The sequence below is a fragment of the Veillonella parvula genome (genome assembly GCF_047241225.1).
In the GTDB taxonomy this organism is placed as follows: Bacteria; Bacillota; Negativicutes; order Veillonellales; family Veillonellaceae; genus Veillonella; species Veillonella parvula_O.
The window spans coordinates 339893-364950 of sequence record NZ_JBKTIE010000001.1 but is presented as its reverse complement, the minus strand read 5'-3'; the positions used below and the strand labels follow the sequence as shown (position 1 = coordinate 364950).

Annotated in this window: 19 protein-coding genes; 2 read left to right on the top strand and 17 right to left on the bottom strand. The window is 39.5% G+C overall.

Annotated features, from left to right (window positions below):
- Nucleotides 1–17 precede the first annotated feature (17 nt).
- From pssA to recG, 6 genes are all read right to left on the bottom strand, one after another.
- A complete protein-coding gene (gene pssA / locus ACLRYO_RS01700; protein WP_119563056.1) occupies nt 18–689 on the bottom strand; it encodes a CDP-diacylglycerol--serine O-phosphatidyltransferase in 672 nt (223 codons plus the stop codon).
- Nucleotides 682–1323: a phosphatidylserine decarboxylase family protein gene (locus tag ACLRYO_RS01695; protein WP_004696080.1), complete on the bottom strand. Its 642-nt coding sequence runs from the start codon at nt 1321–1323 to the stop codon at nt 682–684. The genes pssA and ACLRYO_RS01695 overlap by 8 nt, the downstream gene beginning before the upstream one ends.
- A 14-nt stretch (nt 1324–1337) precedes the next feature.
- A complete protein-coding gene (locus ACLRYO_RS01690) occupies nt 1338–2060 on the bottom strand; it encodes a WecB/TagA/CpsF family glycosyltransferase (protein WP_008714075.1) in 723 nt (240 codons plus the stop codon).
- Nucleotides 2061–2075: 15 nt separating this feature from the next.
- On the bottom strand, nt 2076–3530 hold the full coding sequence (guaB, locus tag ACLRYO_RS01685; protein WP_004696085.1) for an IMP dehydrogenase: 1455 nt from the start codon (nt 3528–3530) through the stop codon (nt 2076–2078).
- A gap of 76 nt (nt 3531–3606) precedes the next feature.
- A complete protein-coding gene (locus ACLRYO_RS01680; RefSeq protein ID WP_004696087.1) occupies nt 3607–3792 on the bottom strand; it encodes a 4-oxalocrotonate tautomerase in 186 nt (61 codons plus the stop codon).
- Between the two features lie 132 nt (nt 3793–3924).
- Nucleotides 3925–5967: an ATP-dependent DNA helicase RecG gene (gene recG / locus ACLRYO_RS01675; RefSeq protein ID WP_413084646.1), complete on the bottom strand. Its 2043-nt coding sequence runs from the start codon at nt 5965–5967 to the stop codon at nt 3925–3927.
- 223 nt (nt 5968–6190) lie between these two features.
- On the opposite strand from recG, the gene rpmB reads away from it, so the two are divergent.
- Entirely contained in the window at nt 6191–6379 is a 189-nt protein-coding gene (gene rpmB / locus ACLRYO_RS01670) for a 50S ribosomal protein L28 (RefSeq protein ID WP_008601135.1), read from the top strand.
- Nucleotides 6380–6464: 85 nt separating this feature from the next.
- On the opposite strand, the gene ACLRYO_RS01665 is transcribed toward rpmB, so the two are convergent.
- From ACLRYO_RS01665 to tyrS, 6 genes are all read right to left on the bottom strand, one after another.
- Nucleotides 6465–7454: a deoxyguanosinetriphosphate triphosphohydrolase gene (locus ACLRYO_RS01665; RefSeq protein WP_105086751.1), complete on the bottom strand. Its 990-nt coding sequence runs from the start codon at nt 7452–7454 to the stop codon at nt 6465–6467.
- Entirely contained in the window at nt 7451–8272 is an 822-nt protein-coding gene (locus ACLRYO_RS01660) for a pyruvate, water dikinase regulatory protein (protein WP_105086752.1), read from the bottom strand. The genes ACLRYO_RS01665 and ACLRYO_RS01660 overlap by 4 nt, the downstream gene beginning before the upstream one ends.
- 10 nt (nt 8273–8282) lie before the next feature.
- Nucleotides 8283–8912 carry a helix-turn-helix transcriptional regulator gene (locus ACLRYO_RS01655; protein ID WP_233189877.1) on the bottom strand — a complete coding sequence of 210 codons (630 nt, stop codon included), beginning with the start codon at nt 8910–8912 and terminating at the stop codon, nt 8283–8285.
- Between the two features lie 98 nt (nt 8913–9010).
- On the bottom strand, nt 9011–11392 hold the full coding sequence (ppsA, locus tag ACLRYO_RS01650; RefSeq protein ID WP_287514933.1) for a phosphoenolpyruvate synthase: 2382 nt from the start codon (nt 11390–11392) through the stop codon (nt 9011–9013).
- Between the two features lie 76 nt (nt 11393–11468).
- A complete protein-coding gene (locus ACLRYO_RS01645) occupies nt 11469–12110 on the bottom strand; it encodes an NUDIX hydrolase (RefSeq protein WP_287508992.1) in 642 nt (213 codons plus the stop codon).
- A 215-nt stretch (nt 12111–12325) separates the two neighbouring features.
- Nucleotides 12326–13534, bottom strand: coding sequence for a tyrosine--tRNA ligase (gene tyrS, locus ACLRYO_RS01640; protein WP_105093870.1), 1209 nt, complete (start codon nt 13532–13534; stop codon nt 12326–12328).
- A gap of 162 nt (nt 13535–13696) precedes the next feature.
- Here tyrS and ACLRYO_RS01635 point away from each other — a divergent pair, with 162 nt between their 5' ends.
- Nucleotides 13697–15787 (top strand): transglycosylase domain-containing protein, encoded by a 2091-nt coding sequence (locus tag ACLRYO_RS01635; RefSeq protein ID WP_413084645.1) that lies wholly within the window; start codon nt 13697–13699, stop codon nt 15785–15787.
- A gap of 183 nt (nt 15788–15970) precedes the next feature.
- Here the strand turns inward: ACLRYO_RS01635 and ACLRYO_RS01630 are convergent, their stop codons facing one another.
- From ACLRYO_RS01630 to ACLRYO_RS01610, 5 genes are all read right to left on the bottom strand, one after another.
- Nucleotides 15971–18349: an endonuclease MutS2 gene (locus ACLRYO_RS01630; RefSeq protein WP_413084676.1), complete on the bottom strand. Its 2379-nt coding sequence runs from the start codon at nt 18347–18349 to the stop codon at nt 15971–15973.
- 13 nt (nt 18350–18362) lie between these two features.
- Nucleotides 18363–20786, bottom strand: a complete 2424-nt coding sequence (locus ACLRYO_RS01625; RefSeq protein ID WP_287507684.1) for a DUF3656 domain-containing U32 family peptidase — start codon at nt 20784–20786, stop codon at nt 18363–18365.
- 88 nt (nt 20787–20874) lie between these two features.
- The gene (gene pheT, locus ACLRYO_RS01620) at nt 20875–23319 is read right to left on the bottom strand and encodes a phenylalanine--tRNA ligase subunit beta (RefSeq protein WP_413084644.1); all 2445 of its coding nucleotides are present in this window, start codon (nt 23317–23319) and stop codon (nt 20875–20877) included.
- A 9-nt stretch (nt 23320–23328) separates the two neighbouring features.
- Nucleotides 23329–24351 carry a phenylalanine--tRNA ligase subunit alpha gene (pheS, locus tag ACLRYO_RS01615; protein WP_316138577.1) on the bottom strand — a complete coding sequence of 341 codons (1023 nt, stop codon included), beginning with the start codon at nt 24349–24351 and terminating at the stop codon, nt 23329–23331.
- Nucleotides 24352–24387: 36 nt separating this feature from the next.
- A complete protein-coding gene (locus tag ACLRYO_RS01610; protein WP_060924243.1) occupies nt 24388–24852 on the bottom strand; it encodes a PaaI family thioesterase in 465 nt (154 codons plus the stop codon).
- Nucleotides 24853–25058: the final 206 nt, after the last annotated feature.

Sequence of the window (25058 nt, the reverse complement as noted above, 5' to 3'; positions counted from 1 at the left end):
TATTCTCCTCCACACATCTATTTACGCACTATATTTAAAGCCCCGTTAATAAGCCCAAACATTACATAGCCAGCAAAAATCATAACGGCCCATGTATGCCAATCATACACGAGACAAGCTACAACAAATATGGCTGTGAGTACAATAGAAAGCTTATTGATATAAATCTCACTTTTACCTTTAAAATCGGGATATTTAACTTCACTAACCATAAGGAGACCTATACCAATCATACAAACTACCAACACAAATTGAGGTACCGATACGCCACACAATACGTAGGTCGCTGCTAAACATCCAGCGGCTGGAATTGGTAAACCTTCAAAATAGCCATGAACTTCGTCAGTTTTAATATTAAATCGCGCTAAACGAAATGCACCAAGCACTGCAAAAGCTAATAGTGGCACATATGCAATCCATCCTAAACCATATAATTCTTTCATATAAAGCATATAGGCAGGCGCTACACCAAATCCCACTACATCAGACAGAGAATCAAGTTCCCGGCCCATTGGTCCTGCAACGTTTAAAGCTCTTGCTACACGACCATCTAACCCATCTGCTACTAGAGACAATAATATACATATAGCTGCGCAGAAGGTATTATTTGTAGCAGACAACGTAATACCAAGAACACCAAATGCTAAATTTGCACTAGTAAATAAATTTGGAATAATAGATTTATTCATGTCGTAACCTCCCGATAACAGTATCACCGCCTGTAATATGTTGACCTTTTTCCACGAACAACTCTACATCCTTATCCATATAGAGCTCAGTACAGGAACCGAACTTAATCATCCCGTACAACTGACCGCGTTCAAGTACACTATCTAGGTCTGTCCAAGATACGATACGTCTTGCTAAAAGGCCCGCAATTTGCGTTACTAATACGGAAGTACGATCATTTTCAATACAAATAGTATGACGTTCATTTTCAAAACCTACATCATCTTTGAATGCTGGTAGGAAACTACCCATCGTATAGTGACGGTACGTAATTTTACCATCAATAGGCGCACGATTAGCATGCACGTCAAAAACAGATAAGAAAATAGTTACTTTTTTACACTCTTTATGTAAGTAAATATCTTCGTATACATCAGAAATATCCATGATTTTACCGTCCGCTGGGGATAAAATCAAATCTGGATCTTGAGGGATTACACGTTTAGGATTTCTAAAGAAATTGACGAAAAATAATGCCAGAATAAATGAAATAATCGCAATTACATAATGTCCTAAATATCCTAACACCACAGTGATAATGAGCATAGCTCCTATCAGAGGAAAGCCTTCCTTAATTATTGGTCCTGTAGGCACGATTCAACACTCCTCTATTTATTTCTAATAACGGTCCACATAAACTTTGGAATAGCCAACATACGGCCAATCCGTTGAGGTTCTAAATATAATCGATACAACCATTCAAGTCGATTTCGTTGCATCCATTCTGGGGCCCGAGGAATATTACCTGCCAAGACATCAAAGGAACCACCAATTCCAATGGCAACTACGCCATCGAGGTGACTCAACTTTTCTGCAATCCATTGTTCTTGCTTTGGCACACCTAAGGCAACAAATACCAATTTTGCCTTAGATTCAGCTATAGATTTAATGATTTCTTGTTCCTCTGCACTATCAAAGAATCCGTCATGAATTCCTGCTATATTTAATGCACCTACCTGAGCAGATACATTACCAATCGCTCGTTGAGCAACACCAGGTGCCGCCCCCAAGCAGTATACAGGAATTTGATGAGTCGCCGCAACTTTAAACAATTCCATAGTTACGTCTACACCTGTTACGCGTTCAGGCACATGTTCTCCTTGACGCTCTGCAGCCCACAAAATGCCAGCCCCATCGGGAACGACGAGACTAGCATTATTCAATATGGAGTGCAATGTAGGATTTTCATTAGCCAACATAACCATTTCTGCATTAGCCGTTGCTACTAAATGTAGCCCCGGCTGTTCAGTTAATTGTAAAATACGTTGGACTGCCTCATCCATTGTGACACAATCGATAGGCACAGATAAAACAGAAATACGTTTATTCAATGTAATACTCCATTATCAACCACTATAATTTGGTGCTTCAACGGTAATGCTTACATCATGCGGATGACTTTCTTTCAAACCAGCCGCTGTAATTTGAATGAATTGAGTGTTTTCAATCATTTCTTGGATGTTATGACATCCACAATACCCCATACTTGCACGCAAACCACCAACCATTTGGAAAATTGTATCGGCCAGCATACCTTTATATGGTACACGACCTTCTATACCTTCAGGAACTAATTTCTTAGCTTCTGTTTGGAAATATCGATCTTTACTACCGAGTTTCATAGCCCCTAGACTACCCATGCCTCGATATACTTTATAAGAACGGCCTTGATAAATCACTGTTTCTCCAGGGCTTTCATCAGTACCCGCTAAAATATTACCCATCATAACTACATTAGCACCAGCCGCAATAGCTTTAGCAATATCTCCAGAATATTTAATCCCCCCATCAGCAATGATAGGAACTCCATAGCGACGCCCCACTTGAGCAGACTCATAGACTGCTGTGATTTGAGGTACCCCAATGCCAGCAATGACACGAGTTGTACAAATAGAACCAGGTCCTATACCAACCTTAACTGCATCAGCTCCGGCTTCGATAAGAGCCTCAGTGCCTGCTGCAGTTGCCACATTACCTGCAATTACAGGAATGTGAGGATACGCTTGTTTAATGTCCTTCAACGTACGAAGAACACCTGCAGAATGCCCATGGGCAGTATCAACAATAATTACGTCAGCTTTAGCAGATACAAGCGCATCAAGTCTATCATACAAATCTTGAGAAACACCTACTGCAGCACCAACTAATAATCGGCCACTACCATCCTTTGCTGCATTTGGATATTTAGTCGCTTTTTCAATATCTTTAATCGTAATTAAGCCTTTTAAGTTACCGTCGCCATCTACAAGAGGTAATTTTTCAATACGATGTTCGCTTAAGATAGCTTTCGCCGCTTCAAGAGATGTACCTTCCGGTGCAGTAACTAGGGAATCTTTTGTCATACATTCCCCAATTTGTCGGCTTAAATCAGTTTCAAAACGCATATCGCGATTTGTAATGATCCCTACTAGTTTACCATGTTCTGTGATAGGTACACCAGAAATTTTATATTTTTCCATAAGTTCTGCTGCATCGGATAGTAAATTTTGAGGGCTTAAGAAAATAGGATCAACGATAACACCGTGTTCAGAGCGTTTTACCTTGTCAACTTCATGAGCTTGCTCTTCAATAGACATATTTTTGTGGATAACGCCAAGACCTCCTTCACGAGCCATTGCAATCGCCATCCGTGATTCAGTAACCGTATCCATCCCAGAACTAATCATAGGAATATTTAATGTAATATCACGAGTTAATTGAGTTTTTAACTCTACTTGATTAGGCAGTATATCCGAAGCTGCTGGTATTAATAATACATCATCAAAAGTTAGTCCACGCATACCGAATTTATCGTCTCTCATATTTCTTTCCTTTCCGTATAATAAAACAAAACTACGACCCGCCTAGTCCCTATGGACTAGGCGGTCAGTCGTAGCCTTAGCGTTCAGACCGCAAAATGCCGCCTTCCATATAATCGTCTTTTTTCATATCTACGAAGATAACTTTTACTGCATCAGCAGGAACATTTACGATATCAACCGCAGCCTTTGTAATTGCTTCACCTAATTGTTTCTTTTGTTCTTTTGTACGCCCTTCGACGAGCTCTACATGAATAATTGGCATATTAACCTCCATAGATGAAAAAATGAAATAAATTGTTTGTTCTATTATACGGTATGAAGGACATATAAACAAGGAAAAAAACCAGATAAAATCTAATATTATCGATGCTTATATACTTATTAATCCTACCTCTTAATTATACAATATTCTTAGAAATTTTTCACCAAATCTTTTTTCTAATTCTTCTTTCATGATAAATTCTAATTTTTCTATTCCGAATTGATTTGCAAAATCTAGCACATCCTTGCGAGCCTTTACTAAAATCTCAATATCTTTGATGATATTAGCAACACGCAAATCAGGTAGTCCTGATTGAGCTAATCCAAACAATTGTCCTGAACCACGAATCAATAAATCTTGCTCTGCAAGCTCAAATCCATCCTGGATTTGTTCCATCAACTTTAAACGCTCTTGACTTACATCATTTTTAGAATCACTAACAAGAATGCAATAGGACTGATGAGCACCACGGCCTACACGTCCCCTCAGCTGATGTAGCTGAGACAGACCAAATCGCTCTGCCCCTTCAACGCACATAATGGTCGCATTTGGCACATTAACCCCCACTTCGATAACTGTTGTAGAAACAAGTAATGAAATTTCACCCCTATGGAAGGCATTCATCACTTCATCTTTTTCACTTGGCTTCATACGACCGTGAACGAGGCCCACTTCATAGGTCTTATAAAAGTACTCTTTTAATTCTAGATACAATTCCTCAGCAGCTTGCAAGTCTAATTTTTCGGATTCTTCTACAAGAGGGCACACCACATAGACCTGACGCCCTTCCGCCATTTCCTTACCAAAGAAAGTGCGTAATCTCTCTTTATAAGAACTATCTACAGCATATGTTTTAACAGGTTTTCGACCTGGTGGCATTTCTTTAATTAAAGATACTGCTAAATCTCCATATACGGATAATGTCATGGTACGAGGGATTGGTGTAGCCGTCATGATAAGTACATGAGGATATGTTCCCTTCTGTTGCAATCTCGCCCGTTGATCTACACCAAAGCGATGTTGCTCATCAATGATAACAAGGCCTAAATTATGGAAATTAACCCCCTCTTGGATAAGGGCATGCGTTCCAATAATCATTTGGATTCTGCCATCTGCTAAGCCCTCATAGATGCATTCTTTCTCTTTTTTCGTAGAGGATCCCGTTAATAATTCTATGGTAATACCTAAATTAGCACATACAGTTCGTATCCCTTCGTAATGTTGAGCCGCTAGAATCTCCGTAGGGGCCATCAATGCCCCCTGATACCCATTTTCAATAGCTTTTAATAAACTCAAGGTAGCCACAATAGTTTTACCAGAGCCTACATCTCCCTGCAACAAACGTTGCATAGGTCGTTCATCTTCCATATCAATACGAATATCCTCTAACGCTCGTTGTTGATCACCTGTTAAGGAAAACGGTAAATTCTCTATACACTGAGCCATTAGTTCCCCATTTGGTCCCATTTTAGGCCCTCTATGGCATTGTTCTTTATTTCGCAACAAAGCTAGGCCAGCTTGCATGACGAACAACTCTTCATAAGCCAATTGATAACGAGCCTTTTCATAGAGCTCTGAGGAGTCTGGGAAATGCATCATCTTAAAAGCATCATAGCGACTCATATAATGATGATCTTCACGAACCTCCACAGGTAAAATCTCTGGTAATTCATGGTTAGCCGCGAACCAATTACGTACAGATGAACGAACCACAAACTGAGATACCCCATCAGCAAGTGCGTAAATAGGAACGATACCTCGATCTGGTTCACCACCGTCTCCTAAGTTTTCCATTTGCGGTGTATTCATTTGCATGGAACCATATTGAAACTCAGCCTTACCATATGCATATATACGCTGTCCTTTTTTGTAAAAGTTCTTTTTATACCCTTGATTGAACAAAACAATCTTCAAAGGTCCTGTGCCATCTGCAATGACTACCTCTAAAATAGACAATCGAGGGCGAGGGCGTTTCTCTTGTACAGCAATAACAGTACCTACGACACCACCTGTCATACCTGATTTTAAATCACTAATTCTATAAATCGTACGCCGGTCTTCATAGGTTCTGGGAAAGTAAGTCAATAAGGATGTAACATTGGTAATTCCCAATTTATGCAATTGTTTCTCGCGACCAGGACCAATTCCCTTTATAGTCGTCAATCGTTCATCCATAAAAACTCCTTTAAATATACGATAAACACATGAGATATATCCAATTTTTGTATATCCTTGTGTAAAAGTCCATTTATATCTTAGAATATGATATATAGTATACCTTATATTGTAGTATATTTCATAAAAAGAGCAATATATACGACAAAAATACTTGCTTTAAGCTATTCTTTATGATAATATACTTTTGTTATGTTATAGATTAAGCTTGGAGGTGGAAACTATGGCAAACCTTTGCGAAGTATGTGGTAAATCCACATCTAGCGGTATGAACGTGAGTCATTCTCACATTCGCACAAGAAAAACTTGGAAACCGAACATTCAAAGAGTACGGGCGGTTGTAGACGGTGCTACTAAAAAAGTAAACGTATGCACTCGTTGCCTTCGTTCTAATAAAGTTACACGCGCGTAAAATAAAAAGTACATGTACTCTTTGGGGTTCTAGAGCCCCAAAAAAAGCAGTTAGTTCATTTTGAACTAACTGCTTTTTTTGTTATTTATAATGTAATATTTGGAATATAATATTGCTTAAATAACTTAATAGCATATTGATCTGTTAAGCCTGCTACATAATCAACTACATCACGTGTAGAGTAAAACGCTTTACCTATTTCACAACCTTCCATATCATCAGGGTGTTCCATGAAGTGAGTAAATAGATTTTTTACCACATGGGATGCCTTTTTGCGATCCGGAATTAAAGCTGGTGCCAAATATACATGTTTAAACATAAATTGACGGAATAGATTCATCGTCATTTCCACATCAGCAGACATAGATATAGCTGGCTTATCCAAGGATTCGCGTACCATATCCTCTACCATTGCAGTAATCATACTGGATGGAGTCATACCAAAATGTTCGCGCACTTCAAAAGGCAACACCTCTGCCGTCAACATACCTGCTCGCTGTGCATCATCAAAATCATGGCACAAATACGCAATACGGTCTACAATACGAATAATTTGACCCTCTAAAGTTACAGGAATTGTAGCCCCTGTATGACCTACGATGCCATCTCGAACAACGGTGGTTAAATTGAGACCTTGATGATCACCATGTCTTTCTAATACTTCAACCATGCGCAAGCTTTGCTCATTATGATTAAAGTGCCCTACCATATCTCGCAATGCATATTCACCTACATGACCAAATGGTGTATGCCCCACATCATGGCCCATGGCAATAGCTTCCACAAGATCTTCATTTAAACGTAATGCACGAGCCACAGTACGACCGATTTGACCTACCTCAAGGGTATGAGTCATGCGTGTCCGATAATGGTCACCTGGCGCAATATATACCTGTGTCTTATGCTTTAACCGTCTAAAACATTTACTATGAATGATGCGATCCCGATCGCGTTGAAACGCAGTTCTAAGTGGATCAGGCTTTTCTGCTATATCACGGATTGCATCGCGGCTTTTAGCTGCATAGGGAGACAGAAGCAAAGCCTCCCTCTCCTCTATTTGTTCACGTATATTCATTTACCCTCCGACGCGCGATTTTTATCAATCAATTGCATAACAAGGGAAGCTGTTTCTTCAATAGATTTATTAGAAACATCTAACACTTGGCAGTGCAAACGACGCATAATAGCCTTAGCATAATCCAATTCAGATTGAATACGCTCAATAGATGCATAATTTGCTTCGTCTTCAAGACCGATAGCGCGTAAACGTTCACTACGAATATTATTTAATTTATATGGATCTATAATAAGGCCCACGATTTTTTTTGCCGGAATTTTGAATAATTCCTCTGGCAACGGTACCTCTGGAACTAGTGGCAAATTTGCGGCTTTAATCTTTTTGTACGCCAAGAACATGGACAATGGTGTCTTACTAGTTCTAGATACACCAATAATAACTATGTCGGCCTTTTCAAAACCAGATGGATTTTTACCATCGTCATATTTCACGGCAAACTCAATAGCTTCAACCTTTTTAAAATACTCTTGGTCGAGCTTATGAACCATACCTGCTGTCATGCGAGGTTTAGTAGTCGCGATAGTACCAACTGCATCGAGAACAGGGCCCATGATATCCACAGCCGGAATATTATATTCAGCCACCTTCTCATGTAAATACTTACGTAAAGACGCAGATACAATGGTATGGCAAATAACATGATTTCCACATTTTGCGTCGTCTATAACCTCATCAATTTGGCTTTCACTATCAATATAAGGAACACGGACAATTTCAATTTGCTCCTTATCATATTGACTCGCCGTAGCTCTCGCTACAGCCTCAGCAGTTTCCCCCAGGGAATCCGATATTGCATAAATAATTTTTTCTGCCATTCTATCAACCTCAGTGTGTGCTACATTCTAAAAATACTTTTGCTACCGTCGTTTTTGATACACGGCCCACAACCTTTAAACGCTTCTTGTTACCTATATCCTCACGAGCGACGACAGGTAAACAATCTACTTCATAATCTATCATTTTCTGTGCAGCCTCTACCAAAGTATCGGTAGGCTCCACCGCTATAACCTTGCTTACAGGGGTCATAATCATAGATATAGGCATGGTATGCGAATCTGTTTGTCCCATAGAGGCGCGTAGTAAATCTTTTCGAGATACCACACCTACTAGGTATGAACCATCACACACTAATATGGTACCTACATCCTCTGTAAATAATGTGACAATTGTATCATACAAACTCGTATCCCCATTGACCACAACTGCTTGAGATAATACATCACTTACCAGAAATGACTTTAATCGCTCAGCCGTTTGTGTTTCCTTTGAAAGTCCTACATAGTAATAGCCTACGTTTGGACGTGCATCTAACACACCTAACATGGTCAATACAGATAAATCTGAGCGCAACGCAGATCTTGTGACCTCTAAATGTTCAGCAATGGCACTACCTGTTACAGGACCTTCTTCGCGAACGATTTGAGCAATTTGTTCTTGTCGTTTCGACAGTTTCACACGGTAACCCCCTTTCATCTCTGTTTGTATTATATCCTAAGTTACCATTCAGAAAAAGAGGAGACCTACCGGCCTCCTCTTTTAATATAACTATATTATTACCAAGTTAAATCATCAGTTTCTTGACGACCACGACCAGTCATAGCATCAAGCATGATTCGTTGTTCTAATTGAGCCACCATTTTCTTAGTGCTTACAACTGCATCTGGATTAACAGAAATGGAGTCGATACCGCTCTTCACAAGGAATTCGCAAAGTTCAGGGTATACACTTGGTGCTTGGCCACAGATGGATACAGTTTTACCATCTTTGTGAGCCACTTCGATAAGATGACGAATAGCTCTACGAACTGCTAGATTCCGTTCATCATAAATATGTTGAACTGTTTCGTTATCGCGATCACAACCGAGAACAAGCATTGTCAAATCGTTAGAACCAATGGAATAACCATCTACATATTTATTGAATTGATCAGCTAAGATAATATTTGCTGGAATTTCAGCCATGAGCCAGATTTTGAAATCTTTACCGCGTACAAGGCCTTCTTGAGCCATCAAATTAGTTACTAATTCAGCTTCTTCTACAGTACGGCAGAATGGAATCATAACTTGTAAGTTTTTGAAACCAAATTCGTTACGTACTTTTTTGATTGCTTCTAATTCTAATTTGAAAGCAGGTGTATATTTAGGATCGTAGTAACGAGAAGCACCACGCCAGCCAAGTAATGCGCTGGATTCATGTGGCTCATATTTGTCGCCACCTTTAAGATCACGGTATTCGCTAGATTTGAAGTCGCTCAAACGAACTACTACTTGGCGAGGGGCTAATGCTTGACACACTTTACGCATACCTTCTGCCAATGTATTTACAGCGAAATCACTGCGACCTGTTTCGATAAGGTGCAATGGATGTTCATGGATGAAAGTAGTCCAAATGAACTCTTCACGCATAAGGCCGATACCATCGCAAGGCAATACGCCATGTTTTTCAGCCAAATCAGGGTCGCCTAAGTTCATGTAAATCTTAGTGCCTGTTACAGGAACAGATTCAGTAACAACATTTGCAGTAGCTTGAGCTTCTGGCTTTTTAACGATATCTTCTAATACGCCATCATATACGATACCATTTGTAGCGTCTACAGTAATCATTTGACCATCTTTAATAGATGTAGTCGCTTCATGGCTACGGCTCTTAGTACCTACGATACAAGGAATACCAAGCTCACGGCTAACGATGGACGCATGACAAGTCATACCACCTGCATCTGTAACAATAGCTTTCGCTTTTTTCATTGCTGGTACCCAGTCAGGAGCTGTCATAGCAGTGACAAGGATTTCACCTTCTTTGAACTCATCAATATCCTCAGGATTGATGATAACATGAGCTTTACCAGCTGCATTACCAGGGGATGCTGGCAAACCTTTTACGATAATTTCACGATTACCTGCATCTAATGTGCTAGGTTTTTCAGATACTTCTTTTTTTTCTTTACGGGACCAAACTGTTTCTGGACGAGCTTGTAAAATCCAAATTCTACCATCTCGTTCATCTACGCCCCATTCCATATCCATGTAGCAACCATAATGTTTTTCGATTGCTTTTGCATATTCAGCAAGCTCTAACACTTGAGCATCTGTAATAACTTGTTGTTTAGCTTCATCTGCTGGAACAACTTCTTCAACACAGTCGCCGTCAGCTTTACGAACTAAACGGATATTTTTGTCATTAATCATGCGGTCTGTAATTTCCATTTTAGCTTTATCTACACGGAAATTATCTGGTGTAACGGTACCTTGTACAACGTATTCACCAAGACCCCAAGAACCTTCAATAAGAATATTGTTATCATTGCCTGTTACAAGGTCAACAGTAAACATTACGCCAGCAGCTTTAGAGAATACCATCATTTGAACAGCTGCACTCAATGCTACTGTCATATGATCGAAACCTTGTTTTACACGGTAATATGTTGCACGGTCTGTGAAAGTAGATGCGTAGCATTCTTTTACTTTTTGAATAATAACATCAGCACCACGTACATTTAAATATGTATCTTGTTGGCCTGCGAAACTTGCATCTGGCAAGTCTTCTGCTGTTGCACTAGAACGAACTGCTACGAATGGATTTTCTTCGTTTACTTTTTTACCAAGTTCTTCATAAGCATGACGGATAGCATCTGCCAATTCTTTAGGCATTTCTTCTTCGCAAATCATGCGGCGAATTTTAGCACATACTTCACGCAATAATGCAGAATTTTCTACATCATCTAACGCATCAAGTTCAGCGCGGATTTTATCTTCTAATCCTGTTGCTTTCATAAACTCACGATAACCATGAGCAGTTGTAGCAAAACCGTAAGGTACAGGTACATTAGTGGAGGATGTCAATTCCCCTAAGGAAGAAGACTTACCACCAACTAAATTAACATCTTCACGTCGTAATTCATCAAACCAAAGTACGTATGCTGTTTCGCGATTCATGTGAGAACCTCCTAGTCAATTAGTGCAACACATTAAACCTTTTACACATAAATAGTATACCTTAATTTAAAATCTGTCAATTTATATGAGGGTTATTATGCAAATAAATCTCCTTATATATATCTAAAAAGTTTTTCAGCACTCGCCCCGTTAGTCCCCATATGGTGTATTGTTCATAGGGATAGAAATAGACGGAGTAGTTTTGTCTAATTTTCCAGTCAATGTTGTAGCCTTCTAATAAATGGAATGGAAAGTCCTTTAACGGTCTTGTAGCTATATCTAGATGACCTACAGTTGGCTCCATGTCTAATAGATATTGTAATGGAACGGTGAATACCTCTCCTACTTCATCAGGATTTGGTTTTAAATCACTTGTATGTAAACGTACGGCTACAGCATATAATTTGACACCTATCGCAGATACGAGACAGTCTAAATTACCAAGTAATTCAATTTGATCTAAATCTATGCCCAATTCTTCAGAGCACTCACGCATGGCAGCATGGGCACTGCTTTTATCATTAGGTTCACAGTGGCCACCAGGAAAGCTAATTTCACCAGGCTGACGGCGTAGCTTATTACTGCGTACAGTAAATACTACGTGATCTTCCCCATCGATTTCTAGTAATGGTACTGCTACGGCAGCAGTTATAACATCAATATCGGTAAGAACAGTATGTTCCCGTTTTTCTAGGAAATTAAATAGTTTCTTGTCCATATATAGTCCTCTTACTTTATAGTAAAATTTATACGATATTTGTATAAATGTTTTATGTATCAAATTTGTATTTTATATTTATCTTTTATATTCATTATACATTAACTTGTACCTAAATTTTGGAGTTACTATTAATAGATACAATAGAGGAAAATCTTATAAAGAAAATGGACAAAAAAACTGTGATGAGGTTTCTACCCCATCACAGTTTTATATTAGTTAAATTTAATTTTTATAAATTTACGCTTACCTACTTGAACGATCATGCCCTCTTCAAGGGTAAGGTTTTCTTCTGTATATTTTTCTCCATTTACTTTAAAAGCACCAGCTTTAATAGAGCGACGTGCTTCACCATTAGAGGCAGTTAAACCAGCATCTGTACAGAATTGTGGTACAAAGATTGGTTCTGTTGGCGCATCCATAGCGTATTCAGGAATATCTGTAGGCAACGCGCGTTGTTGGAATACGCGCTTGAATTCTTCTTCTGCCTCAAGAGCAGCCTCTTCACCATGGTACAAACGAACAATGGTACGAGCTAATTGCATTTTAGCGTCACGTGGATGTAATTCACCACTTTCAAGACGTTTTTCCATGTCCTCTTGTTCTTCAATTGGCATATCTGTAACGAGCATGAAGTAGCGCATCATCAATTCATCAGGAATAGACATTGCTTTACCGTACATTTCTTTAGGTTCTTCGTCGATACCGATGTAATTGCCTAAAGATTTACTCATTTTTTGAACACCGTCAAGGCCTTCAAGCAATGGCATTGTGATAACAACTTGAGGTTCTTGACCTTCTAATTCTTGTAAATGACGGCCCATTAACAAGTTAAAAGTTTGGTCTGTACCACCAAATTCAACATCAGCATGTAATGCTACAGAATCTTGACCTTGCATCAATGGATACATAAACTCATGAACACCAATAGCACGACCTTCTTTAAAGCGTTTATTGAAATCATCACGTTCCATCATACGCGCTACAGTGTAAGAACTTGCCAAACGTAGAACATCAGCAAAATTCATGGATTCAAGCCATTCACTGTTGTCGCGAACGATAGTTTTTTCAGGATCCAACACTTTGAAGATTTGTGTTTTATAAGTTTCAGCATTTTTCAATACTTCTTCTTTTGTAAGTGGTGGACGAGTTGCGCTTTTACCAGTAGGATCACCAATACGTGCAGTGAAACCACCGATAACAATCACTACTTGATGACCAAATTCTTGGAACAAACGTAATTTACGAAGTGGTACAGTATGACCCAAATGAATATCTGGCGCTGTTGGGTCCAAACCTAGTTTTACAACTAACGGTTTATTTTCCTTAATGGATTTTTCTATTTTCTTTACAAGATCTTGTTCATTAATTAAATCTGCTACGCCGTGTTTAATTTGGCGTACTTGTTCTTGAGCACTAACCATGATAATCCTCCTCGAAATACTATTGTTTTAGTATACCATTATCTAAAAACTTTCACAATTATATATATAGTATTGGTTTTAAGCCATTTATGATATAATATTTATAACTGCGTAATAGAATTTACGTTATATTTACTAACAAAAGAAAAAAGAGGTGACTCTATGAGTAATAACTCAAATGCGAGAAGCAGCCGCCGTTCTAACGGTAGCGGCTCTACACCGAAGAAAACAAGTCCAAAGCGTCTATTTTGGATTTGTGCCCTTCTCCTTATACTCATCGTAGCCGGAGGTGGCTGTGGTTTTATCAGTGCCACACTGTCTAACCTACCAGATGTATCCAATGTACGTCCTTCCGCATCGTCTCAAATTTACGATGTGCACGGTAATCTCATCACAACGGTTCATTCCACAGAGAATCGATTACCAGTACCTTTAAAAGATGTACCAAAGGATTTACAAAATGCCTTTGTTGCTACTGAGGACTCTCGCTTCTACTCCCATCACGGTATCGACCCAGTTGGTATCTTACGTGCTGTATGGGTTAACCTTGTTCATAGTGGCGTATCTGAAGGTGGTTCTACTATCACTCAACAGTTAGCGCGTAATGCATTCTTGTCTCAAGACAGAACATTTAAACGTAAAATTTCTGAAGCATTACTAGCACTAAAAATTGAACAACACTACACTAAGGATGAAATCCTAGAAATGTACATGAACCAAATTTACTTTGGTCAAGGTGCATACGGTGTACAATCTGCAGCTCATGTGTACTTTGGTAAGGATGCTAGCCAATTAACGCTTGCTCAAGCAGCGCTCATTGCGGGCTTACCACAAAGTCCTAACTACTACTCTCCATTCAATGATTTGGAAGCTAGTAAAAAACGTCAAGCCGTTGTATTAGGCCAAATGGTTAAATACGGATACATTACACAAGAGCAAGCTGATGAAGCGCGTCAAGCAGATTTAGGCTTAGTGGCAAAACAAGAACAAACGCATGAAAAATCTAATGCGTCTTACTTCATTAACTATGTTATTGCACAAGTTTCTGAAAAATATGGTGACGATGCAATCTATAAAGATGGTTTAAAAATTTATACTACTCTCGATATGGATGCACAAAATGCAGCTGTAGCAGCAATGCAAAACTTGCCTAACTACTACACAGATAGCAATGGTTTACATCAACCACAAGGTGCTATCGTAGCTATGAACCCTCATAATGGTTACATTATGGCTATGGTTGGTGGCCGTGGTGATGATGCATTTAACCGTGCTACACAAGCAGAACGTCAACCAGGTTCCGCTATGAAACCATTTGTATATTTGGCAGCTATTCAATCTGGTAAAACTCCTGGTTCTATCGTAGATGATAGCCCTGTTACATTTGGTAACTGGAGCCCTAAAAACTATGAAAATGACTTCGTAGGTAGCATTACATACCGCTATGCATTACAACATTCTCGTAACGTAGCTGCCGTAAAAATTGCTGATGAAGTAGGCATGTCTAAGATTATTAAACTTGCTAAAGAAATGGGTATCTCTACTCTAACTGATCAAGATAATAACTTGTCTACTGCACTTGGTGGTTTAACTCATGGTGTAACACCTCTTGATATGGTTCAAGCTTATGGTGTACTCGCTAATGGTGGTATCAAAGTTCAACCTACGGCAATCGTTAAAATTGTAGACCGCAATGGTCAAGTTGTGGAAGAAAACTCCATCCAAGAAAAACGTGTTGTAGATGAAAAAGATGCAGCTATCATTACAAATATGCTAGAATCCGTTATAAATGGCGGTACTGGTGGTAATGCCGCAATCGGTCGTCCTGCAGCAGGCAAAACTGGTACAACAGATGATTCCAAGGATGCTTGGTTCGTTGGTTACACGCCTGATTTAGTAGCTGCCGTTTGGATTGGTGATGACTATGGCTCGGAAACATTACGAGGCATGACCGGTGGTGACACACCTGCTATTATGTGGGGCCAATTCATGGCAAATGCGCTTGCCAATACCCCTGCTTCTGACTTCTCCGTTCCTGCTAGCGCTCAATCAGCTGTTTCTGAAGGTTATTATAATCCTGTAAAAGCACAGCCTAAAAAAGAAGCTGCTAAGGACGAAAAAGCAGACAAAAAAGATGATAAAGACAAATCGAAAGATGAAGCTGTAAAAGATGACAGTGGCTCAAAAGATGATGCAACTGAACAGAAATCTAATTCATCCAAAAGTAAAAAGTCTAGTAAAAAAGATCGTTAATCTAATACTCTAAAGGAGCGGAACATGTGTTCCGCTCCTTTCTTTTACGTAAAAAGGTAGTAAGTTCTAAGAACTTACTACCTCTTCTATTTCTATATATGTATATGGCTATACCCCATAACCAATTTGATATACGATAATAATTTACTATATTATCTATAACTATATCACTATTGTGTAGCTTTATTTCAGAACTACATTGGTAGCCCCTGCACCACCTTCATCATAGCCTGCCGTTTCAAAATGAGCTACATGCGGTAAGGTACGCAAATATTGATGTACACCTTCTCGTAATGCGCCAGTCCCCTTACCGTGAATAATGCGCACTTGATTAACACCACCAAGTAAAGCTTGGTCAATAAATCTACCAACAGAAACTGTCGCTTCATCTACCGTTTGTCCAAGAATATTGATTTCAGTACGAACCTCTTTTTGACGTTGTACGGCGGAGCCACCCATACGTTTTCTTGTTTTAGGCATGGCTGCTTTTTGTTCACGTGCTAGTTTATTGCCTTCTTCACGTGTAGTTGATTGTAATTCGCTAACCTTAACGGTAGCTGTTAGTCCATTAATATCAACATTTACACGGTTACCATTGATAGATAACACAGTACCCAACGAACGCAAGGACGTAACATAAACAGCTTGGCCAACCTTAATAGCATCTGCGGTTAACGACTTACGATCATCATCCACTGGAGCTTCTGGTACATGAACACTAGAAATCCCCTTACGTGCTGCATTAATAGCCGATTGACGCTTATCCTTATTTGTTTCAGAGAATTGCGCTTTCAATTGCTTGATAATCGCTTCCCCTTCAACGCGTAAACTACGTTTCATGGACTCTGCATCGGCCTGAGCTTTGGCTAAGATTTGTTTACGTTTTTCATTAAACTGTTTCTTTTCCTTCTCTAGTTGGCCACGCATACGACGTGTTTCATCAAGCTCTTTCTTTAACGCTCTTTCACGTTCAGAGGCTTTACGGAGTTGTTCGTTTAAGTCGGAAAGAACTTCTTCCATTTCATGGCTACCAAATTGAGATTTATACTCTGCAGCGCGCGTTACGATATCTTTTGGCAAACCTAAACGGGCCGCAATACTCAACGCATGGCTACTACCAGCTACACCGATATGAAGTCGATATGTTGGTTTTAAGGTGCGCTCATCAAATTCTACATGGCCGTTTTCGATTCCTTCTGTATGGTATGCATAGTTTTTAAGCTCATTATAATGGGTACTTACCATCATAAGGGCACCTTTTTTACGGAAGAACTCGAGGATAGATACAGCAAGTGCACTACCTTCCTCTGGATCTGTACCGGATCCAAGCTCATCCAGCAATACCAAGTCATTTGGGCCACAATGTTTAATAATGGAAATAACTTGTGTCATATGAGCAGAGAACGTACTAAGGCTAGCCTCAATACTTTGTTCATCCCCAATATCGGCAAAGATATTTTGGAATATAGGCAACATTGAGCCGTGGTCTGCAGGAATAAATAGACCACATTGGTTCATTAAACTCAATAACCCTAATGTTTTAAGGGATACTGTTTTACCGCCTGTATTAGACCCAGTAATCAATAAAATACGGTACGATGTACCTAATTGAATATTTGTAGGTACTACCACATTCGGTGGGATTAATGGGTGCCGAGCTCTCATGAGATTGACAGTTCTGTCTGTGCTCAAGATGGCCGGTACACCCTTATAAGAAATAGCAAGGCTCGCCTTACCATATACAAATTCGATGTGGGATACCTTTTCACAAGCATCCATCAAATCATTACTATGTTGTTTTACAAGGGCTGATAATTCACGGTAAATACGCAATACCTCTTGCTCTTCACCAATCAAAGCCTCTTGTAATTCATTATTTAGATTCACCAAGCGCATCGGTTCAATATAGAGTGTTTGACCCGTTGCAGAACGGTCGTGAATAAGACCATCAAAATATTGGCGATATTCCTGTTTTACAGGGATTACATAGCGATTGTTACGCTGTGTAATAATCGTTTCTTGGAAATACTTCTGATTATCCTTGTCGTGTAAGATAGCTTGAATATCATTTTTAATCTTATCACGAGTTTTGATAATCGTATTTCTTAAGCTAGCCAACTTAGGAGATGCTGTATCAAGCAATTCCCCTTTATCATCAAAGACGCGTTTAAATCGGTTTTCAATGCGATCTGTATTCGGCATATCCTGTACCCATAGGGATAGCAATGGATATTCCATATATTTCGTTCTAAAGAACTTTGTCATTCGCTTATAAGCACCAATGGTTAAATAAATATCCCACAATGCTTCACGAGTAAGGACAAAGTCTTTACGACTCTTTTTACAGGATTCACGAATATCTCGCGTACCGCCTAACGGTTGTTCTACCTCGGTTTGCAAAGAACGCATGGCTTCTGCCGTTTCATCAAGGTTCTCTTGAATGGCTTTCGCATCTGTCATAGGTTCGATGTGCATGGCTAATTCTTTAGCAATGGTAGAACTACAATGTTGTTGTAATTGTTCTTTTATATGGTGAAAGTCTAATACATCTTCGTTAAACAATGTACTACCTCTTTTATAAAATACCTCTAAAATAGTGGCCCCTTGTAATAGGCGTATCATCTTTGCCTACACTCTTTGGCGGAGCCTCTTTAGTTCCATTTTGAATGGATACATAATCTGCTACGATAGTACGCAATCTCTTTGGATCCATATGACGTCCATCAATACGCAAAATATGTAACCCTTTTCGATGTAACTCTGGCACGTAGGCACGCATGTCCATCTCATGACTGTTCATGATGTGCATACGGCAATACGGATCCGTACGAAGTGGGAACACTTCCCCTTTACGGTCCTTCAATGCATAGTCCTCGCTTACACATGGCATAGGACAGTTTTCCTTTTTACCAGTGCCCACAAAGCTTGCGATGGCACAGTATTCGGAAATCATCATTTCCGTGTAACCATGTACCATTATTTCTAATGGCAAATTAGTAGATTTTTGCAAGTTAACAAGTTGTGCCAAGGTTAACTCTAATGATGGTGCTATGCTACTCATATTAAAGTCTTGCCATACTTGTAGTGCAGAGCCATTAAATATATTAAGACCTGTATCAGCTTCAATAGCACCTGTATACCCTAAGTCACGAAGCCACAATAACGCTTGAGGGACATGAATAGAAATGCTATCTGGTTTCGCCTCAACTATAGCCTTAAGGGTATTCATATACGCCTTTACTTCATCATCTTTCACAACCCGAGGGGTAGCAAATACACAAAGTACATTATGGTCTTTGCAAAGCTTATTTACCTGCTCGTAGATGCTAAGTTCATAAGGCTTACGTTGTAAACGGTCACCACCGAAGATAATCTTCTTAGCGCCCCCTTCAATAGCTGCTTTCACAGCCTCTAGCTCATCAACGCGAGCACTCACCATAGTCTCAGAATATTGAACCTTACCCTTAGCAGCCATAGATGACATATCTTGAGGCTCTACAGCCAGCTCAGCCCAAGCCGTTTCATGGTCTGTAATCAATAAGTTTTCTAGTGCTCCTACAGCATCTCGGCGCAATGCATTTAACACACTAGCTGGCCACATATAAGGTCCATCAGGAATAGACATAGAGCCAAGCGTAAACAATGTATTGCCTAATCTACCTACTTGGTCTGTAACCTTCTCTAATGTAGTCGGTTTATTGTTAGCATAAACCGGTTCAAACTCATTAGATACAGTCACAGTACGCCCATCATTCAATACAAAGGTAAGGTCTGTGCAAGGTTGTTCTCGGTCTGTATTAATAGATAGATAACCATGTATCTCTAATTTAGCACTGAAATCTTGTAAGCCTCGTTGCTTTTGAGATTTTGGCGTAGATGCTAAAAATACTTGTCCCGCTGCAAACCCTTCATCAGGTTTGCCTACAAAATGCTTTTCATCCATTAAGGACCAATTTTGATCAATTTGATAATACGTAATACTACCAGAATCTTGCATTATCTTTAAAAGTGATCCTTTTTCAATCGGTTCTGTTAGGAATAAATGAACTTGTCCCTTTTTAACCTCTGCTTTACCAATTAATTTGCCTTGATTATTTGGAGCAACCACAGTCATCATAGATTTCCCTACATGATCTGTTAAGTAATCTGTAGAGAAGCCACGATTAAACCCAGACGCCAATGCATCGGCATCAGCAGCATCCATATGAGCTGTATCTAAAATATGACGATAGGTCCCAATGACTTGGCGCACATAGGAAACCTTTTTCATACGCCCTTCTACCTTAAAGGACGTAACACCAGCAGCTACGAGCTCATTCATATGCTCACTATAGTTAAGATCCTTTGGACTTAATAAATAGGCTTCGTGTTTAGGTAGCAAACTAGTACCAGAAGAATTCAATAGTTCATAAGGCAAACGGCAAGGTTGTGCGCAGGCACCACGGTTACCACTACGACCACCGATAAAGGAACTCATCAAGCATTGACCAGAATAGCACACACATAAGGCACCATGTACAAAGACTTCGATTTCAGCTGTACAGTTTTTACAAATATGTTCAATTTCAAGGAGGCTCAATTCACGAGCCAATACAACACGGGTAAAACCGAGGCTTTCATAAAAACGAACAGCATCTAATGTAGCAGCCGTCATCTGCGTACTGCCATGCAAGTGAAGTTTAGGAGCCACTCGTTGTGCCAATTTAGCAACTGCTAAATCTTGAACGATAATAGCATCCACACCGATGCGCTCTAAGTCCTTTAAATACGCCTCGAGATCCTTTAATTCGGAATCACCTATGAGGATATTTACGGTTACATATACGGACACATCTAAAATATGAGCCAAACGAATAGCCTCAGCCAGTTCTTCAATGCCAAAGTTTGCTGCATGAGCACGAGCATTAAAGCCTTTACCGCCAAGATAAATAGCATCAGCCCCAGATTCTAAAGCGGCTATAAAGTTTTCCATCGTACCGGCAGGAGCCAATAATTCCATGGATAATCCTTTCTACCTAACTAAAGGTATAACTATAGTACTAAAAGGGTTTACCATATGGTAAACCCTTTCAATATACTGCTTGAGATTAACGTAATCTGCAGTTAATTTCTGCTAATGCATCGATAATAGCTTGAATGTTACCATCAATATCTTCATCATTCAACGTGCCTTCCATAGAGCGGAATTGCAAGTTGTATGCAAGACTGCGGTAACCAGCTTCGATATGTTCACCTTCGTAAACGTCGAAGATAGATGCACTTTCTAAATATTCGCCACCATGCTCTTTAATGATAGATAAAATTTCACCACTAGATACGGACACAGGTGCCACAATAGCAAGGTCACGGCTAGTACCTGGGAATTTACTGAAAGATGTATAGCGGAATGCTGGAATCGTTAAGGATAATACTGCTTCCAAATCGATTTCAAACATGTATACTTTGCCTGGTAAATCAAAGTTTTTGCTCACTTGTGGATGTAATTCACCATATTGAGCAATCATTTTACCATCAACTACGTATTGAGCACTTACACCAGGGTGGAAGTAAGGTTCAGTGCCACGATTAATTTCATAGCCTTTAACACCTAGTTCAGCCAACAACGCATCTACGATACCTTTTACATCATAGAAATCTGTAGTGCGTTCTGCTTGATTCCAGCCAGCTTGGTTTGCTTTGCCCATCAAGATACCACAAGCCATAGGGCGTTCATGAGGTACCTCTGTCAAAGGCAATGCTTTTGGTTCATATACATTCGCTGTTTCAAACAACCAAAGATCCTTATTTTGTTGCGCAATATTGCGTTTCGCAGCTTCGATAACAGCTGGCACCAATGTAGTACGCATATAAGGGAATTCTTCGGAAATAGGATTCAAAATTGGAATGGCTGTATAACGGCTATCCCCTTCAGGAAGCATCATATTGGAAAGGCCATCTTTATGCATAAAGCTAAATGTAATGATTTGAGTCATACCCAATTTAGCTAACGTATGTGTTACCTCTTTCGTAAGAGCTTTCTTAGGCGTCATACCACCAGAGGACAATACGGCTACAGGAATTGTAGGAGCAATATTATCATAGTTATAAATACGAGCCACCTCTTCGGCGATATCAGGCATTACTGTTACGTCACCGCGCCATGTTGGAACGAGGGCAGATAATTGGTCCCCTTCTTCAGTTACAACGAATTCAAGAGCAGTCAAAATGCGAACCATTTCGTTTTTTTCAATGTTTGTACCCAAGTAATCGTTGATTTGTTTTGCTGTGAAAGTAACTGTATGTTGCTCTACAGGGTTCTTGTACACATCGATAATGCCTACGTCAACTTTACAGGATGGGCAAATTTGTTGCAACAACTGTGCTGCTCTATCGATAGCATAAGCTGTGTATTTATGGTTTACGCCACGTTCAAAACGTCCAGATGCTTCAGAACGCATACCAAGCGCTTTTGCAGTACGGCGAATGGATGGACCATTAAACACAGCAGCTTCAAGCATAACAGTAGTCGTTTCATTTGTTACTTCACTATCAAAGCCCCCCATGATACCTGCAACACCTACTGGGCGTTCTGCATCGGCAATTATAAGCATAGAATCATTCAATTCACGTTCAGAACCATCAAGTGTAACAAGAACTTCACCATTTTTAGCACGTCTTGCCACTAATTTATGACCTTTTACATGGTCATAGTCATAAGCATGCATAGGTTGACCAAGTTCTAACATAACATAATTTGTTACGTCTACTACATTATTAATAGGACGAATGCCGCTGTTACGCAAACGATTTTGCATCCACAATGGGGATGGTTCAACCTTTACATCTGTAACGATACGAGACATGAATCGCGTGCAAAGATCATCCGCTTCGACAGATACAGATGCTTTGCCTTCAATGGACTCACCATTTTCGTTAACCATGATAATAGGGAATAAAGCTTTTTGATTTGTCATCATGCCGAATTCACGGGATAAACCAACCATGGAGAAACAGTCCGCACGGTTTGCAGTCAATTCAAATTCATATACTGTGTCGTTTAAGCCTAATACATCTTTTACATCAAGGCCGATTGGTGTGCCTTCAGGAAAGATATAAATACCTTGTGCTTCTTCTGGCAATACTAAATCGCTGGAGATACCAAATTCTGCAACAGAACAGAACATGCCTTCAGATACTTCGCCGCGCAATTTACCTTTTTTAATTTCTGTTCCATCAGCTAAGCGAGATTTATGGTACGCTACAGGTACGATTTGGCCTACAGCAACATTTGTAGCAGCCGTTACGATTTGTTTTGTAACAGGTTCACCTTCTTCTGTAAGGCATTCAACTTGGCATACTTGTAATTTATCTGCATCTGGATGTTTTGTAACCTCCACGATTTTGCCAGTATAAATTTTCTTAATGCCATTATCCATAGCAATGACATCTTCTACAGGAATCCCTGCTTGTGTTAATTCATCGGCCAATTCTTGAGCAGGACGATTCATATCCACAGGCACGTATTCGTTCATCCACTGTAAACTTGCTTTCATGAGTTCCTCCTAAAATTGTTCCAAGAATCGTACATCATCTTCAAAGAATAGACGTAAATCGTTAATGCCGTATAAAAGCATAGCAATACGTTCTACGCCCATACCAAAGGCAAAGCCTTTAACCTTTTCAGGATCGTACCCATTAATACGCAATACATCCGGATGAACCATACCGCAGCCTAAAATTTCAAGCCAACCTGTATGAGAACATACACGGCAACCTTCGCCACCACACATTACACAGGAAATATCTACTTCTGCAGATGGTTCTGTGAATGGGAAGAAGCTTGTACGGAAACGTACCTTTGTTTCATCACCATACATGTGACGTAAGAAGGACTCTAATGTACCTTTCAAATCAGCAAATGTAATATGCTCGTCGATGATGAGACCTTCCACTTGATGGAATACTGGGGAATGTGTCGCATCATAGTCCCAACGGTAAACCTTACCAGGCGCAATCATACGAATTGGGCTATTAGGTTCATGACGTTGCATTGTACGAGCTTGAACTGGAGATGTATGGGTACGTAATAAGAAGTTTTCTGTAATATAGAAGGAATCTTGCATATCACGTGCAGGATGATCTTTAGGCAAATTTAAGCATTCAAAGTTGTAGTAATCTTGCTCAACCTCAGGGCCTTCTTCAACGGTATAGCCCATTTTCATAAAGAAGTCTTCAATCATTTCATTAACCTTTGTTAATGGATGAATATGACCCATTTTTTGTGCACGACCTGGCAATGTAATATCGATGCGTTCTTGTTCTAAGCGAGCATTTAACTCTGCCGTTTCCATACGAACTTTAACCGTATCAATTTCGGCTTCTAATGCTTCACGAACAGCATTAACGAGGGCGCCAGCCTTCGGGCGTTCTTCTGGAGATAATTTACCAAGACCTTTTAGTAATGCCGTTACCTCACCTTTTTTACCTAAATATTTAACGCGTATATCTTGCAGTGATTGTATATCTGTCAACCCTTTAATCGCATCAAGAGCTTCAGCCTTAATCCGTTGTAATTCTTCTTTCATTAAAGCATCCTCCTATATTTAAAAGTCTAAACTATATTATACCAAATCAGGGTTGTCTTCTTCAATAAAACGCCATGGTAATTCAGGTAATGACTTCTCTTCTAGTACAAAAAATGTACCACGTGCTAAATGAACAAGTTCACCTAATTCATTATAGATACGTGCTGTCGCAACCATGGTTGTTTTACCACTGTGCTCTACATTAGCTACACCACGCAATACGGTACCACCCTTAACAGCTTTCACATAGTTACCATTAAGATCAATGGTACTAACAGATTTGCCCAATGTAAAACATGCTGTCCCCATCACACTATCTGCTAATCCAATACAAACGGCACCATGTAAATCCCCTCGGAAATTACAATACTCTGTATCATTTGTTTGTAAGGTCATTTCCGCATGACCTGGTTCAACTGCTGTAATTTCAGAATCTTTTACCCAAGAAAATGGATTCTGATTTCGTAATTCGTTGAAATATTCTAACAATGTTGTAGCCATAAGGTTCTCCATTCAATATACTTACCCGTAGATTAGGTAATCTACATATCCCGTTTATTACAAATTGCTTGCATGAAAATTTCATAAGTATATAGCACAAATTACATACAAGCATATAAAAATGGTGCGTTACATCATACATATTGTATCATGCAACGCACCATATGCGAATAACTCTATCTATTTATTAGTATGTTCTTAAAAAT

Excerpts from the sequence above, each read along its gene's own strand:
- pssA (WP_119563056.1), bottom strand. The coding sequence starts at position 689 with ATGAATAAATCTATTATTCCAAATTTATTTACTAGTGCAAATTTAGCA.
- guaB (WP_004696085.1), bottom strand. The coding sequence starts at position 3,530 with ATGAGAGACGATAAATTCGGTATGCGTGGACTAACTTTTGATGATGTA.
- ACLRYO_RS01680 (WP_004696087.1), bottom strand. The coding sequence starts at position 3,792 with ATGCCAATTATTCATGTAGAGCTCGTCGAAGGGCGTACAAAAGAACAA.
- recG (WP_413084646.1), bottom strand. The coding sequence starts at position 5,967 with ATGGATGAACGATTGACGACTATAAAGGGAATTGGTCCTGGTCGCGAG.
- rpmB (WP_008601135.1), top strand. The coding sequence starts at position 6,191 with ATGGCAAACCTTTGCGAAGTATGTGGTAAATCCACATCTAGCGGTATG.
- ACLRYO_RS01665 (WP_105086751.1), bottom strand. The coding sequence starts at position 7,454 with ATGAATATACGTGAACAAATAGAGGAGAGGGAGGCTTTGCTTCTGTCT.
- ACLRYO_RS01660 (WP_105086752.1), bottom strand. The coding sequence starts at position 8,272 with ATGGCAGAAAAAATTATTTATGCAATATCGGATTCCCTGGGGGAAACT.
- ppsA (WP_287514933.1), bottom strand. The coding sequence starts at position 11,392 with ATGAATCGCGAAACAGCATACGTACTTTGGTTTGATGAATTACGACGT.
- ACLRYO_RS01645 (WP_287508992.1), bottom strand. The coding sequence starts at position 12,110 with ATGGACAAGAAACTATTTAATTTCCTAGAAAAACGGGAACATACTGTT.
- tyrS (WP_105093870.1), bottom strand. The coding sequence starts at position 13,534 with ATGGTTAGTGCTCAAGAACAAGTACGCCAAATTAAACACGGCGTAGCA.
- ACLRYO_RS01635 (WP_413084645.1), top strand. The coding sequence starts at position 13,697 with ATGAGTAATAACTCAAATGCGAGAAGCAGCCGCCGTTCTAACGGTAGC.
- ACLRYO_RS01625 (WP_287507684.1), bottom strand. The coding sequence starts at position 20,786 with ATGGAATTATTGGCTCCTGCCGGTACGATGGAAAACTTTATAGCCGCT.
- pheT (WP_413084644.1), bottom strand. The coding sequence starts at position 23,319 with ATGAAAGCAAGTTTACAGTGGATGAACGAATACGTGCCTGTGGATATG.
- pheS (WP_316138577.1), bottom strand. The coding sequence starts at position 24,351 with ATGAAAGAAGAATTACAACGGATTAAGGCTGAAGCTCTTGATGCGATT.
- ACLRYO_RS01610 (WP_060924243.1), bottom strand. The coding sequence starts at position 24,852 with ATGGCTACAACATTGTTAGAATATTTCAACGAATTACGAAATCAGAAT.